We start from the raw sequence: 13,796 nt of genomic DNA, 5'->3' as shown, positions 1-13,796 counted from the left end.
CGGACCGGGATACCGAAAAGTAATTCCATATCCCGGAAAACTCTTTCTGTTTCACCGAGCAAGTCTCGCCGCTCGACCCTGGTGTGTCAATCATCACACCTCTGCCCGCGCCGATGCCATCCTTCGACGAGACAGACGAAACCCCTGACCAGAAGCGTCTGATCAGGGGTTTCCCTTGGCGGTGGCGGTGGGATTTGAACCCACGGTAGGGGGTTGCCCTACACAACATTTCGAGTGTTGCACCTTCGGCCGCTCGGACACGCCACCGCCGACAACTGTACAGCGGTGGACTTTCTGCGTCCAAATCGGTTCGCCGTGAGCTGGGACACTTCAGCGTTTGGCCGCGAAGAACTCCCTCAGCAGGGCCCGACTCTCCTCCGCACGAATGCCCGAGGTGACCTCCGGATGGTGGAGTGCGGCGCGGTCGCGCAGCAGGTCCCACACCGATCCGACCGCCCCGGCCTTGTCGTCGTAGGCCCCGAAGGCGACCCTGTCGATGCGGGAGCCGACGAGGGCTCCGGCGCACATCGCGCACGGTTCCAGCGTGACGACGAGGGTGCAGCCGTCCAAGCGCCATTCGCCCCTCGCCGAGGCGGCGGCTGAGATCGCCATGAGTTCGGCATGGCCGAGCGGGTCGGCATCGATCTCGCGTCGGTTGTGACCGCGCCCGATGATCTCACCGGCGCCATCGATGACCACGGCCCCGACGGGAACGTCGTCATGAGCGGGCGCCAGGGCCGCCTCGGCGAGGGCATGGCCCATCCATTCATCGAGCCGGGTCACGGACGAAGCGGTCAGCGTGCGGCCTCGAGCTGATCGGCGAAGCCGACGGTCTCACCGACATGGGCGACGACGCGGGCCGGGTCGGATCGATAGCTTTCGACCTGGTCGATCAGGGTGGCGGCGGGGACTCCGCGGTCGGAGTAGATATCGGCATCTCCGCCCCATTCGGCATCGGCGTCGAACTCGAGCATTTCGACCTCGTCTTCGTCGTCCTCCTCGTCGACGGCGGCCTCGTCCTCCTCGGCGCCGAAGTCCTCTTCGGGTTCGGCGTCATAGGCGTCGGGACGGGAGTCGAGGAAGTCGGCGAAGATCTCCGCGAACGGGCTCGTCTCGACCGCGGCGAGATCGGAGAGGAAGACCTTGACCTCATTATTCCGGCACAGGCGCACGAGCCCGAACCATTCGTCCTCGTGTTCGATGACGGCCACGGCCTCTCCGTCATCGCCGGCTGCCGAACGCATCATATCGACGAGGTCGTCGAGGTCGTTCGCGTCACGGACGTCGACATCGAGGGCGCGGAAGCCATCGCCGGAATCGGCCAGGATCTCAGTGAAGTACGACATGCCTCCATTGTGAACGCTTCGCCCCGCGTTGACCACTGCCTGAAGCCCGAAGTTCTCCCGTACCATTTGGGTATGCATCTTCACGTAGCCGACCACCCGCTCATCGCCCACAAACTCACCGCTCTGCGCGATGTGAATACGGATTCCGCTCGTTTCCGACAGCTCACCGAAGAGCTCGTCATGCTGCTCGCCTATGAGGCGACCCGCTCGGTGGCCGTCGAAGACAAGGAGGTCTCGACTCCGGTGACGACGACCGTCGGCACCCGCATCGCCGAGCCCCGCCCCGTCGTGGTCCCGATCCTGCGCGCCGGGCTCGGCATGCTCGACGGAATGCTGCGCATCCTCCCCACCGCCGAGGTGGGCTTCCTCGGAATGGTCCGCGACGAGACCACCTTCGAACCCAGCGCCTATGCCGATCGCCTGCCCGATGACCTCACCGGCAGGCAGATCTTCGTCGTCGATCCGATGCTCGCCACCGGCGGCACCCTGGCCATGGCCATCGACTTCCTGCTCGCTCGCGGAGCCCGCGACGTCACCGCCGTGTGCCTCGTCTCCGCCCCTGAAGGCGTCCAGCGCATCGAGCGCGACTACAGCGATTCCGCCGAGGTGAAGGTGTACACCGCGGCACTCGATGAGAAGCTCAATGAGAAGGGCTACATCGTGCCCGGACTCGGCGATGCCGGGGACAGGATGTACGGAATCGTCGACTGAAACGACGCGCGGATGACGATTTCGGTCGTCGACCTCGGCGACTGTGACGTCATATTTCGTCACAGTCGTCTCATTTTCGGGTTTTCCTTTGCGCGGCCGAAGTTTTGTGACAAATAATGAAGTCATGACTTCGACGATCCATCAGATGCGAATGCCGGGCGCACATATGTGTATGCCCTGCGTTCGTGGTCGGTGATCGTACTCCCGCTGTCCGGCCTCGAACGAGTTCACTCAAGCAGCGGACTCTTCCAGTCATATCGACCTCATGGTCGGAGCAAAGGACAGCTATGCCGAATCCAGAACCCGCCTACGTCCACCCCCGCAGTGCAGTGGCCACTCGACGTGCAGGAGCCAGGTTGAGCGCAGTCGACCCGCAGAACCCACCGCACACCTACGGGCCGGCCGGAGTCGTCCCCTCACCGAAGGCCGCTCGCGGAATCATCGTCTACATCGGACTCGATGAGACCAAGGCCGCAGCCGACGGCACGAACCTCTCCGCGATCGCCGCTGAGCTGCAGGCCTACGCCAAGGAACTTGCCAGCCAGGCCGAGACGCAGGCTGTCATCGCCCTGGCACCGGAGGGCCGCGGCAGCGATATCGACGCCGTGCGAGCCGTGGCCAACGGCTCCCCCGCCGCGACCGGTGCACCGGCGGCGACACACGGCCCCGTGCGCTCGCGCATTCCCAACCGCATCCACCCGCCGGCCCTGCGCGAGGAGGCCGCTCCGGCGGCTCCCGCACCCCGCGGTTTCGGCGGACGGACCGGCGACGCCTACACCCAGGCCACCGGCGAACGTCTGCGCATCGACATCCCCCGCCGCGAGGTCCGCATCGACGGTGACCTCGTCGATGTCACAACGAAGGAATTCGACCTGCTCGCCACCCTCGTCTCCCATGCCGATGAGACCCTGCCCCGTGAGGACCTCATCACCGCGGTGTGGTCCGGCGGTGAGGTTCCCGACGAACGCACCGTGGACGTCCACATCCGCCGACTGCGGCGCCGCCTCGGCGAATATGCCTCCGTGGTGCGCACGATGAGGGGTTCGGGGTATCGCTACGACACCCACCCCGATGTGACGGTGTGGAGCGCGACTGCGCGTCGCTGACGTCGTGCGGCTGTGAGCCGCGTCGCAAGTCGCTTCCAGCGTGGGGCCAGACTTCCCGGTTAAGATCGTTGATCGATGAACCAGGCATATTCCTCACCGCGCAGAAGGCACAGCCCCGCGAAGGGCATCACCGCATTGATCTTCGGGATCCTCTATGCGGCATTCCTGCTTCTCCACGATCTGCTGCCGACGCGGATGGGCATCGCGCTCATCCTCGAATCGGTGCTGCCGTGGACGGGAATCTTCCTCGCGCTCGTGCTGCTCATGTTCCTCATCCGCTTCTCGTGGCTCTCGGCCATCGGATTCCTCGTGCCCGCTCTCGTGTGGACGGGGATGTTCGGACCTGCCCTGCTGCCGAATGAGGATTCCGGTGATCCGGACCTGACGGTGGCCACCCACAATGTGGGGGCCAGGATGCCGCAGCCCACGGCTGCCGCGCAGAACATCGTCGACCGTGATCCCGACATCGTCACGATCCAGGAACTCGAATCCCTGTCCGGCAAGATCATCCACAAAGAGCTCGACTCGTCGTTCGAGCATTCGCAGGTCGTCGACACCATCGGCGTATGGTCGAAGTGGCCGATGTCAGAACCCGAGGAGGTCGACCTCGGTCTGCAGTGGCCGCGCGCGTTCGCGACCACGATCTCGACCGATCACGGTGACATCCGCTTCTATGCCGTGCATATGCCTTCGGTGCGCCCCGGACACGAATCGATGCGCAATGCCGCTCTGCGCCGCCTTGCCACGACGGTGGAGACCGATGGTGCCGAGCATGTCGTCGTCGCCGGCGACTTCAACACGGCGACGACGGACAACAATATGGAGACCTTGGTGCCGCCGCTGCAGGATACCCGGGAAGAGGCCCGAGGCGGCTTCGGCTTCACCTGGCCCGCCCAGTTCCCCGTCACCCGGCTCGACCATGTCCTCTACCGCGGTTTCGACGCCACCTCCGACGAGGTGCTCGAACGCGGATCGAGCGACCACCGCGCCGTCCTCGCCGGGCTCGACCTCAAGTAGTCGGGGTCAGTTCGTGCACTGCCCTGTCGGCTGCGACGTGCGCTCGGCGGCACCGGCTTCGAGTTCATCGGCGATCTCGGCTCGGGTGAGGGCGTAGCCGGTTTCGTCATCGGTGGCGGAGCGGGCGAAGACCATGCCGACGACGTTTCCGTCGGCGTCGATGAGCGGTCCGCCCGAATTGCCTTCCCTCACGATTCCGCGCAGAGCATAGACTTCGCGGACGACCGACTGCGAATCGTAGATGTCGAGTCCGCGGGCGTTGATCTTCTCTCGCACTCGGGTCGGTGAGATCGTATAGGGACCGTTCGCGGGGAATCCGACGACGACGGAGTCGTCTCCCGGTCCGAGTCCGTTGCCGAAGTCGAGTGCGGGAGCATCGAGACCTTGGACCCGGAGCACGGCCACATCGGCTTCGGCGTCGAATTCGACCACCTCGGCGCGGTAGGGCCTGCCCTTGCCCCCGACCTGTACGGCCAGTTCCGTGGATCCGGCCACGACGTGGGCGTTGGTGGCGACGAGTCCGTCCTCGTAGACGAAGCCGGAGCCTTCCGAACCGGTGGCGCAGCTGGTGGCCGTCGTCGTGATCTTGACGACCGAGTCCTCGACGCTGCGTCCGACGTCGACCATGCCTTCGTCGGGTTCTCCGACTCCGCGGATCTGTTCGGGCTGCCCGGAGAACACCTGGGGGAACCCGGAGGCGCTCAGTCCCTTCGCCAGTCCGCCCAGGGCGTTCTGGGAGGAGTAGGGAATGGTGCGGTCGATCGCGGCGATGACGGAGGAGTCGGCGACCCAGCGATTGGGTTCGACGAGCGGGGTGGTGCGGATGAATCCTGCGGCGAGCCAGATGACGAGGACATAGACGATTCCGGCGGTGACGGTGCCGCCGACGGCGTCGATGCCCTGGCCGAGATCGGAGTCCATATTGTTCTTGATCCACGCCCCGATGCCGCTGCCGGCGAAGGCGAAGAGCACGCTGAGGACCAACGGCATCGAGGCCAGCAGCATGAGCACGCCTTGGTTGTCCATGACATCGGTGCCGGCGCTCAGCGATTCGACGAGCGGAGAGAGCAGGCGCCCGAGGATCCAGCCGACGATGAAGCCCGCCGCGGTTCCGAGGGCGGTGATGATGCCCTGGCGGAACCCGGCGAAGAGCGCCCCGATGCCGAGGACGATGAGGAGAATGTCGAAGATCGTCACCGCTGGAACTTACCGCATCGACTGTTGGGGAACGGTCTGTTTGGAGGCCGCGAGCAGACGTTCGCGAGCGTCGGCGAACTGCTGGAGTTCGGCCCGTTCAATCTTGCGTTCCTGCTCTCCGCCGATTCCGGCGAGCACGCGCATCCGCGTCGTCGACAGCTTGCCGGAGGTGCGGATCATGGTCTTCATCTCCTCCTTGCCGCCCGGGAACGACTTCGCCCAGTCGCGTCCGTTCTTCCGGCCCTTCCAGGTGCCGAGCATGTCAACCTCGGCGTGGGTGAGCCAACCGGAGTTCGCATAGTCGCCGAGCATGTTCTGAGTGTGCATGCGTTCGCTGCGGCGCAGGATGATCCCGAGAGTGACCCAGGCCGCGGAGAGGATGGCGCTGAGGACGATGAGGCCGATGATCTGCGGGAGCATTCCGCCCATCACGTCGCGGGTTGCTTGGCCGAGGACACCGAGGAACGTCATCGAGGCGTTCCAGAAGCCGTGCAGGATCATGCCGAGCGCAAGTCCGGGCAGCCACATGAGGATGAGTGACCACCACGGCCATTTGCGGGCGGCAAGGCCGATGGACACACCGGCACAGGTTGAGAACGCCGTGTGGAGCAGCGGCGATCCGAGGCAGCGCATGGCGAATGTCACTGCCAGTCCCGGAAGTTCGCCGTCGTTCCACGACTGGCCGAGGTAGAGGATGTTCTCTGTGAAGGCGAAGCCCGCACCGATGAGTGAACCGTAGACGAGCCCGTCGAGGGGCCCTTCGAAGTGGCGCCGGGCGGCGAGGACGATGACGAGGAGGAGGACGGTCTTTGTCGATTCCTCGAGGATCGGAGCTTGAATCACCGCACCGATGACGTCGGGCACACCATTGATGCCGATCATATAGAGCGCGACCTCGCCGACGAGTGAGAAGCCGAGGGTGAGGATGACCGAGGCGACGGCACCCCAGAGCAGGCAGATGCCCAAGAGCAGCTTCGGCTGAGGCCTCCAGCGATCGAGCCAGAGCACATAGGCGATGATGCCGAGAAGAGGGATCGCCGCGAGTCCGATGAGACCGAAGAGGCGGACGCCGAAGCTCAGTCCGCCGAGCAGGGCAAGTAATGCCAGTCCGATGACAAGCCCTACGAGAACGAGGATCGCGGCGACGAGCCGGACGATGTTTCCGGTCGAGTCGGGTTCGGTATCCGGTTGTGTTTTCCGCACGGCGCCGGTCCAGGGAGTGTCGGTGACGACCTGCTGGGGTGCCTGCATCCCTGCACGGATCCGCATCTCCTGCGTCACCGTCGGAGCAAACCGCGGCTGAGCATAGACGCGAGCCTGCGCAGGCGGGGGCGCGTACATCACCGGCTGACCAGGCATGGGCTGACCGGGCATGGGTTGGCCGGGAACCGGCTGCATCTGAGGCTGCATGGGTCGTCCGGGACCCGGCGTCGGCTGTCCCTGCATAACCGGCGGTCCCTGCGCCGGCATGGGTCGACCCGGCGCTGGGGGCCGATTCTGTCCCTGCATGGGCGGCTGCTGCGGCCGCGACCCGCCGGGTTGCTCCTGGTTCGGCTGCTGCGACCCCTGTGGTCGCGGCCGGAACCGATCATGATTCTGCGGCTGACCCTGCTGCGGATCATATGGCTGCTGCGGAGGGACCTGGCCCTGCTTTGGCACTTGGCCGTGCGCAGGGGGCACGTTCGGGTTCGGTGGGCCCTGCACCTGGGGCGGCTGCGGTCTCTGCGAACCGGGACCGTTCTGTGCCGACATAGTCTGTCCTTCTGCAATGGGGGAAATTCCGCTCACCTCAGTCTAGAGTCGAAGCCCTCCACAAGCGGCCTCGTCGTGTATCCGTCCAGCAACACTTCAGCCGACTGCCACGTTCTTCAAACGACGTCCCCCGCCCCACTCAACCATTTTCGACTGTGGATGGACACAGTTTCGTCGACTCTGTGTCGGCCGGGGAACCAGACCGCCCCTGCACCCACGACCGACGTCCGACGGTCGACATCGCCCACCACAAGCGCCCGACGCTGCCGTTCCTCCCCGGGGCCACTCCCCTCCCTCCATCGACCAGCACCTCCCCCACTCACACGTCAGAACCTGTGGACGCTCAAAGCGGTATCCACAGCCCCTCAATCAGCCCTAGATGACCAGCCAGCGCCCAATGTCGAATCGGTCCATGACTACTCTCAGACTCGCATCGCTGCGCACCGCGCTGCTCCTCACCGTCCTCACAATCGCTTCGCTCATCGGGCTGGGACCGGCCATGGCCGCGGGACCGCCGGTCGGCCTCGGCGAGGTTCCGGTGCACACCGCACCCAACGCCTACGGTCCGGGCATCTGGCACCATGCGAAACAGGGCAAGACCTGGTACGGCTCCTACCGGACCTTCCCTGACACCTCCGCCTACTGCATCGATGCGGGCAAGAAGTCTCCGCTGCCGAAGTACTTCAAGAAAGCGCAGGCCGACACGGTCACCTCGGCTCGCACAGCGTGGGCACTGCACGAATATGCCGGCTCGACGTCGAAAGATGTACAGGCCGCGTTGAGCGCGATGGCCCGACTCGACAAGGCACTCCCCCACGATCACAAAGTGCCGCCACAAAAGCCGGCCGATCTGGGCAAGAAGTTCGCGGCGGCCGCGAAGAAGCACTCGACGATCCTCACCGAGGCGAAGAAGTTGGCCGGCCCTTACACCCTCGACATCAGCCTGGAGCCGGTCATGCGCATGCCCGTGCTCGAACCCTATGCCGCCCCGGAATCCAACACTTCCCCTGACTCTTGGGCCTCCGACAAAACTGACAAGCCGAAGGTCCTCGGCACTCCCACCGATGAGGCGACGCTGACGGTCTCCCTGCTCAGCGCCTCAGGTGCACAGGTCCCCGACGTTCCCGTCACACTCAAGACCACCGGCACGACGAAAGCCCCGACGACCGTGACCACGGGGAAGGAACCCGTGACCACGACACTGCAGGCGAGCGCCCCCGGCGCTCTGTCCGTGACCGCCTCGGCGAAGGTCGCCCCGCAGACCGTGCGCGTCTTCGAACCGACGTCCGGCACACGAGTACAGCGAGTCATCACCCCGGACACCCCCGATTCCGTCACGGACAAGGCGTCACTGGAGCTGAGTTCCCAGCCGAAGGTGACCACCGAGATCTCCGACCAGACACCGACACCGGGTGAGACGGTCACCGACGAATTCACCGTCTCCGGCCTCATCGGCGACCACGCCGTCACCGTCGAACACACCCTGTGGCAGACCGCGACGGCCCCGAGGCAGGGCATCAAGAACGATGACGCTCGCGAAATCGGATCCGTGACCTCGAAGAATGTCGGCAACGGCACCCACACATCCGACGAGATCACCGTGCCCGAGGACTACCGCGGCTGGCTGTACTTCACCGAGACGATCGCCGGGGACAAGGCAACGAAGGAATGGAAGGGAATCCACGGCCAACCCCGTGAGACGGGGTTCGTCCCGTGGACTCCGACCGCCGACACCGAGGCAGTGCTCGAGGGGACATCGACCCACGACGAGGTGGCCGTGACCGGACTGCGGCCGGGTTCCGAAGCCGTCCTCACCATCACCGCCTACCACGTGGAGACCGAACCCGCGCAGTCGAAGAAGCCCGACGGCACCGAGCTGTCCGTGCAGGACTTCACCGTCAACGCCGACGAGGACGGCCGCGTCGAGATCGACACGGAGCCGATAGACATGCCCGTCGGCTGGGTCACCTATGTGACGGCGATCGAGGGCAGCGACGTCAACAAGGCGTGGACGAGCGACTGGGGCGTTCCCGCCGAGACCGTGCACCGCCCACCCGAGGAGAAGCCGTCGACTCCCCCGGAAGAACCCAGCCCGCCGCCGGAGGAGCCGAGCACCCCTCCGGCTCCCCCAGAACAGCCGGAACAGCCCGAGAGGCCAGAAGCGCCCGAACGGCCTGAGGAGCCAGACACCCCACCGGTCGAACCGGTCGCGGAAACTCCCGAGACCCCCGCATCTCCGGCGGCCCCGGCACCATCCGGTGAGCTGCCCCGCACCGGCACGACAGGCAACGGGATGCTCATCGGCTTGGGCATCGTCCTCGTCGGACTCGGCTCAACGATCCTGCTGATCTCCGGCAGCCGCCGCAGCAGAGACTGAGAGCCAGTGAATACACGTCACCCCCGACCGCAAATCAGCGGCCGGGGGTGACGAGAGCTCAGTCCTGAACCCAGGTCTCGGCCCAGGCGCGGGCGCCGTTCATCATCAGACCGACGTCGGCGCCGACAAGGACGAAGGACGCTCCGGCTTCCAGGTACTTCCGTGCCTGCTCGGGGTCGAAGGCGTTGACACCGACGGGTTTGCCGGCGGCCGTCACTGCTTCGAAGGTCCGGGCCACCGCATCGGTGACGTCCGGATGGGTCTGCTGACCGAGCAGCCCCATCGACGCAGCCAGGTCGGAGGGCCCGACGAAGATCTGGTCGATTCCGTCGACCGCGGCGATCTCAGCGGCGTTGTCCACCGCGTTCGCCGATTCGATCTGCACCGTCAGGGACACGAACTCATCGGCGCGCCCCAGGTACCCGTCCACGGCGTTCCACCGGGAGGCCCTGGCCAGGGCCGAACCGACCCCGCGCACACCCTTCGGCGGATAATGGACGGCCGCCACAGCTGCCTCGGCGTCGGATTTCGTATCGACCATCGGCACGAGCAGATTCTGCGCGCCGAGGTCGAGGTGCTGCTTGATGAGCACCGTGTCGTTGACCGGCACCCGCACGACGGGGGTCGCCGGGTAGCCGTTCATCGCGCGCAGCAGACTCGTCGTCGTCTCGAGTCCGATCGGGGAATGCTCGGCGTCGATGAGCACCCACTGCATTCCCGAGGCGGCGGCGATCTCGGCGGCCACGGGCGAACCCGAGCACACCCACATCCCGGCCAGGTACTCGCCGTCGCCGAGGCCGACCACCCGGTCGGCGAAGGTCTGCGGAAGCTCTACTCGAAACGGCATGTGATGACTCCCAGCTCTCCGTAGTCGGCGTGCACGGTGTCGCCGGGATGCACCCACATGGGGCGGGTGAACGACCCGGCGAGCACGGTCTCTCCGGCTTGCAGCACATCTCCGTGCTCGGCGAGTTTGTTTGCCAACCACACGATTCCGCGGGCCGGATGGTCGAGGACGGCGGCGGCGACTCCGGAGTCCTCGATCGTCTCATTGCGGTAGAGCAGGGCGTTCACGCGACGCAGGTCGACGGCATCGACGGCAACGGGACGGCCGCCGAGGACCATCGCCCCCAGTGCCGCATTGTCCGAGATGGTGTCGACGATCGTGCGGGCCTCCATCTCGATGCGCGAGGACAGCACCTCGAGTGCGGGGACGACGTATTCGGTGGCCCGGAGGACGTCGAAGAGACTGACGTCGGGTCCGCGCAGTTCGTCGCGCAGCACGAAGGCGAGTTCGACCTCGATGCGTACGCCCGAATACTGCGAATGGTCGATCACGGACCCGGTGTCATAGACCTGATCGGCGAAGATCGCTCCGTAGTCGGGTTCGGTGATGCCGGTGGCCTGCTGCATCGGCTTCGAGGTCAGCCCGATCTTGTGACCATAGAGTCGACGACCGGCGGCCTCACCGCGACGGCGCCATTCGTTCTGCACCGCATAGGAGTCCTCGACCGTCATGTCCGGATACTTCGCGGTGAGCAGACCGATCTTCGACCTCGTCTGCTCCGCCTGAGCGAGATCGTCGGCGATGGCCGCGATCGTTGCCTCATCGAGCATGTGGATTCCTTTCAGAGCTGGTTGCCCAGCTTGCCCTCGTTCTCATCTGCGCGGGTGTAGGAGAACCCGTCGGCACCGATCGTCACGGCCATCTCCGAATCGTCCGTGCGGGCATGCACGGGCTGCGGGTTGCCGTCGAGATCGAGGACGAGGGAGGCGTCCGTGTACCAGGACGGCACGACGGGGTTGCCCCACCAGTCGCGGCGCTGATTGTCGTGGACGTCCCACGTGATGACCGGGTTGTCCGGGTCGCCGGTGTAGTAGTCCTGCGTGTACACCTCGACGCGGTGACCGTCGGGATCGCGCAGGTAGAGGTAGAACGCGTTCGAGACACCGTGGCGGCCGGGCCCGCGTTCGATCGAGTCGGATCGGCGCAGGGCACCGAGCTTGTCGCAGATGGAGAGGATGTTGTGCTTCTCGTGCGTGGCGAAGCAGACATGATGCATGCGCGGCCCGTCTCCGCCGGTCATCGCTGTGTCGTGGACGGTGGCCTTGCGGCGCATCCACGCGGCGTAGACCGTGCCCTCCTCGTCCTGGATGTCCTCCGTGACGCGGAAGCCGAGGTCCTGCATGTACTTCACCGCACGCGGCACATCCGGGGTGACCTGGTTGAAGTGGTCGAGGCGGACGAGTTCGCCGGGGATGTGCAGGTCGTAGCGCCACGACATCCGTTCGACGTGATCGGACTGGTAGAAGAACTCGTATGGGAAGCCGAGCGGGTCGACTACGCGTACGGAGTCGCCCACGCCCTTGACGAAGCCGTCGGGGTTGCGGCGGACATCGCAGCCGAGTTCCGTGTAGAAGGCCACGGCCTTGTCGAGCTCTTCCGGGCTGCGCACCCGGTAGGAGAACGCAGCCACGGCAGCGACCTCCCCCTTGCGCAGAACGAGATTGTGGTGGATGAACTCCTCCGTCGAGCGCAGGTAGAGCGTGTTCTCATCCTCTTCGGTGACATAGAGTCCGAGCACGTCGACGTAGAACTCCCGGGAGGCGGCGAGGTCGGTGACGACGAGTTCCATATAGGCGCAGCGGAGGATGTCGGGCGGACTCGCCTGCGGAGTGGCGGTGGGGTTGTCCGTGACGATCGGCGCCTCCTGGCTGACGAAATAGCCGGCCGAGGTCCGGGCCATATCTTTGCGATTGGTCATGGCCGCCTCACTGCTTTCCGAAGACGGGGTTGTGGACCTCGCCGAGGTTGATGTGCACGGACTGCTGTTCCGTGTAGAAGTCGATCGACCGGTAGCCGCCTTCGTGGCCGAGTCCCGAGGCCTTGACGCCGCCGAAGGGGGTGCGCAGGTCACGGACGTTGTTCGAGTTCAGCCACACCATTCCCGACTCCACGGCCTGGGAGAAATTGTGGGCGCGCTTGAGGTCCGAGGTCCAGATATAGGCGGCCAGACCGTACTTCGTATTGTTCGCCAGCTCCAGGGCCTCCTCGTCGGAGGAGAACGGGGTGATGGCGACGACGGGGCCGAAGATCTCCTCCTGGAAGATCCGGGCGTCGGGCTTCACATCGGCGAACACGGTCGGCTGGACGAAGTTTCCGGTCTCGAAGCCCTCGGGGCGTCCGCCGCCAGCGACGAGGCGGGCCTCGGACTTGCCGATCTCGACGTAGGACATGACCTTCTCATAGTGCTCGGGGTGGACGAGCGCAGCCACCTCGGTGGCGGGATCCGACGGCAGACCGACCTTCACGCGCTTGGCCTGGGCGGCGTAGCGCTCAACGAATTCGTCGTAGATCGATTCCTCGACGAGGATGCGCGAGCCGGCGGTGCAGCGCTCCCCGTTGAGGGAGAAGACGCCGAAGATCGTGGCGTTGACGGCAGCTTCGATGTCCGCATCGGCGAAGACCACGGCCGGGGACTTTCCGCCGAGCTCCATCGACAGGCCTTTGAGCCAGGGGGCGGCATTGGCGAAGATCGTCTGGCCGGTCTTCGACTCACCGGTGAAGGAGATGAGCGGCACGTCGGGGTGCTTGACGAGCGAATCGCCGGCGAATCCCTCCTCGCCGAAGCCGTTGACCATGTTGAACACACCGGTGGGCAGTCCGGCCTCTTCGAAGATGCCCGGCCACAGGGAGGCCGAGAGCGGGGTGAACTCTGCGGGCTTGAGCACGACGGTGTTGCCGGAGGCGATCGCCGGTCCCAGCTTCCAGGACTCGAGCATGAACGGGGTGTTCCACGGGGTGATGAGCCCGGCCACGCCGATGGGCTTGCGGTTGACGTAGTTCGCCTGGCGTCCGGGGACCTTGAAGGCGTCGTCGACCTGGGCGACGATGAGGTCGGCGAAGAAGCGGAAGTTCTCCGCCGCGCGCGCCGCCTGGCCCTTGGCCTGGGTGATCGGCAGACCGGAGTCGAAGGACTCCATGGCGGCGAGATCGTCCTTACGGGATTCGACGATATCGGCGATCTTGTTGAGGATGCGGGCACGCTCGCGCGGGAGCATCCGCGGCCACGGGCCCTCGTCGAAGGCCGTCTTCGCCGCTGCGACGGCGGCTTCGATATCGGCCTTCTTGCCCGAGGCGGCCTTGATGTAGGGCTCGTTCGTCACCGGGTTGAGCACATCGAATTCGTCTCCGTCGATGGAGTCGACGAATTCTCCGTCGATGTAGTGGCGGATCTTCTCCGGCATATCGGCCGGCGGGGTGGTGGACTGTGTCATGACTTGTCCTCT

Annotated in this window: 12 protein-coding genes and 1 tRNA gene; 4 read left to right on the top strand and 9 right to left on the bottom strand. The window is 65.6% G+C overall.

Annotated elements, in window-relative coordinates:
• Positions 1–176: 176 nt before the first annotated feature.
• From AC3CD9_RS00765 to AC3CD9_RS00755, 3 genes are all read right to left on the bottom strand, one after another.
• A tRNA-Ser gene (locus tag AC3CD9_RS00765) sits at positions 177–267 on the bottom strand.
• 63 nt (positions 268–330) lie between these two features.
• Positions 331–762: a nucleoside deaminase gene (locus AC3CD9_RS00760; RefSeq protein WP_488367480.1), complete on the bottom strand. Its 432-nt coding sequence runs from the start codon at positions 760–762 to the stop codon at positions 331–333.
• Positions 763–794: 32 nt separating this feature from the next.
• Positions 795–1,346 carry a tRNA adenosine deaminase-associated protein gene (locus AC3CD9_RS00755; protein WP_488365859.1) on the bottom strand — a complete coding sequence of 184 codons (552 nt, stop codon included), beginning with the start codon at positions 1,344–1,346 and terminating at the stop codon, positions 795–797.
• A gap of 72 nt (positions 1,347–1,418) precedes the next feature.
• Between AC3CD9_RS00755 and upp the strand changes: the two genes are divergently transcribed.
• The 3 genes from upp (at position 1,419) to AC3CD9_RS00740 (ending at position 4,180) form a co-directional block, all read left to right on the top strand.
• Positions 1,419–2,057 (top strand): uracil phosphoribosyltransferase, encoded by a 639-nt coding sequence (gene upp, locus AC3CD9_RS00750; RefSeq protein WP_488365858.1) that lies wholly within the window; start codon positions 1,419–1,421, stop codon positions 2,055–2,057.
• A 287-nt stretch (positions 2,058–2,344) separates the two neighbouring features.
• A complete protein-coding gene (locus AC3CD9_RS00745; protein WP_488365857.1) occupies positions 2,345–3,163 on the top strand; it encodes a winged helix-turn-helix domain-containing protein in 819 nt (272 codons plus the stop codon).
• A 75-nt stretch (positions 3,164–3,238) separates the two neighbouring features.
• Positions 3,239–4,180 (top strand): endonuclease/exonuclease/phosphatase family protein, encoded by a 942-nt coding sequence (locus AC3CD9_RS00740; RefSeq protein ID WP_488365856.1) that lies wholly within the window; start codon positions 3,239–3,241, stop codon positions 4,178–4,180.
• A gap of 6 nt (positions 4,181–4,186) precedes the next feature.
• Here the strand turns inward: AC3CD9_RS00740 and AC3CD9_RS00735 are convergent, their stop codons facing one another.
• The gene (locus tag AC3CD9_RS00735; RefSeq protein ID WP_488365855.1) at positions 4,187–5,377 is read right to left on the bottom strand and encodes a MarP family serine protease; all 1,191 of its coding nucleotides are present in this window, start codon (positions 5,375–5,377) and stop codon (positions 4,187–4,189) included.
• 9 nt (positions 5,378–5,386) lie between these two features.
• Positions 5,387–6,787, bottom strand: coding sequence for a PrsW family intramembrane metalloprotease (locus AC3CD9_RS00730; RefSeq protein ID WP_488365854.1), 1,401 nt, complete (start codon positions 6,785–6,787; stop codon positions 5,387–5,389).
• A 754-nt stretch (positions 6,788–7,541) separates the two neighbouring features.
• On the opposite strand from AC3CD9_RS00730, the gene AC3CD9_RS00725 reads away from it, so the two are divergent.
• Positions 7,542–9,506 (top strand): LPXTG cell wall anchor domain-containing protein, encoded by a 1,965-nt coding sequence (locus AC3CD9_RS00725; RefSeq protein WP_488365853.1) that lies wholly within the window; start codon positions 7,542–7,544, stop codon positions 9,504–9,506.
• 58 nt (positions 9,507–9,564) lie between these two features.
• On the opposite strand, the gene AC3CD9_RS00720 is transcribed toward AC3CD9_RS00725, so the two are convergent.
• From AC3CD9_RS00720 to hpaE, 4 genes are read right to left on the bottom strand one after another with little or no spacing between them, the layout of a single operon-like run.
• Positions 9,565–10,353 carry an HpcH/HpaI aldolase family protein gene (locus AC3CD9_RS00720; RefSeq protein ID WP_488365852.1) on the bottom strand — a complete coding sequence of 263 codons (789 nt, stop codon included), beginning with the start codon at positions 10,351–10,353 and terminating at the stop codon, positions 9,565–9,567.
• Positions 10,338–11,123, bottom strand: a complete 786-nt coding sequence (locus AC3CD9_RS00715; RefSeq protein ID WP_488365851.1) for a fumarylacetoacetate hydrolase family protein — start codon at positions 11,121–11,123, stop codon at positions 10,338–10,340. The genes AC3CD9_RS00720 and AC3CD9_RS00715 overlap by 16 nt, the downstream gene beginning before the upstream one ends.
• 11 nt (positions 11,124–11,134) lie before the next feature.
• Positions 11,135–12,271 (bottom strand): 3,4-dihydroxyphenylacetate 2,3-dioxygenase, encoded by a 1,137-nt coding sequence (hpaD, locus tag AC3CD9_RS00710; protein ID WP_488365850.1) that lies wholly within the window; start codon positions 12,269–12,271, stop codon positions 11,135–11,137.
• A 7-nt stretch (positions 12,272–12,278) separates the two neighbouring features.
• Positions 12,279–13,784 (bottom strand): 5-carboxymethyl-2-hydroxymuconate semialdehyde dehydrogenase, encoded by a 1,506-nt coding sequence (gene hpaE / locus AC3CD9_RS00705; RefSeq protein WP_488365849.1) that lies wholly within the window; start codon positions 13,782–13,784, stop codon positions 12,279–12,281.
• Positions 13,785–13,796 lie beyond the last annotated feature (12 nt).

This window comes from Brevibacterium sp. MGP-B1 (assembly GCF_057766545.1).
Note: the sequence above shows the minus strand (reverse complement) of the source record. Positions and strands in the feature narration are given on the sequence as shown.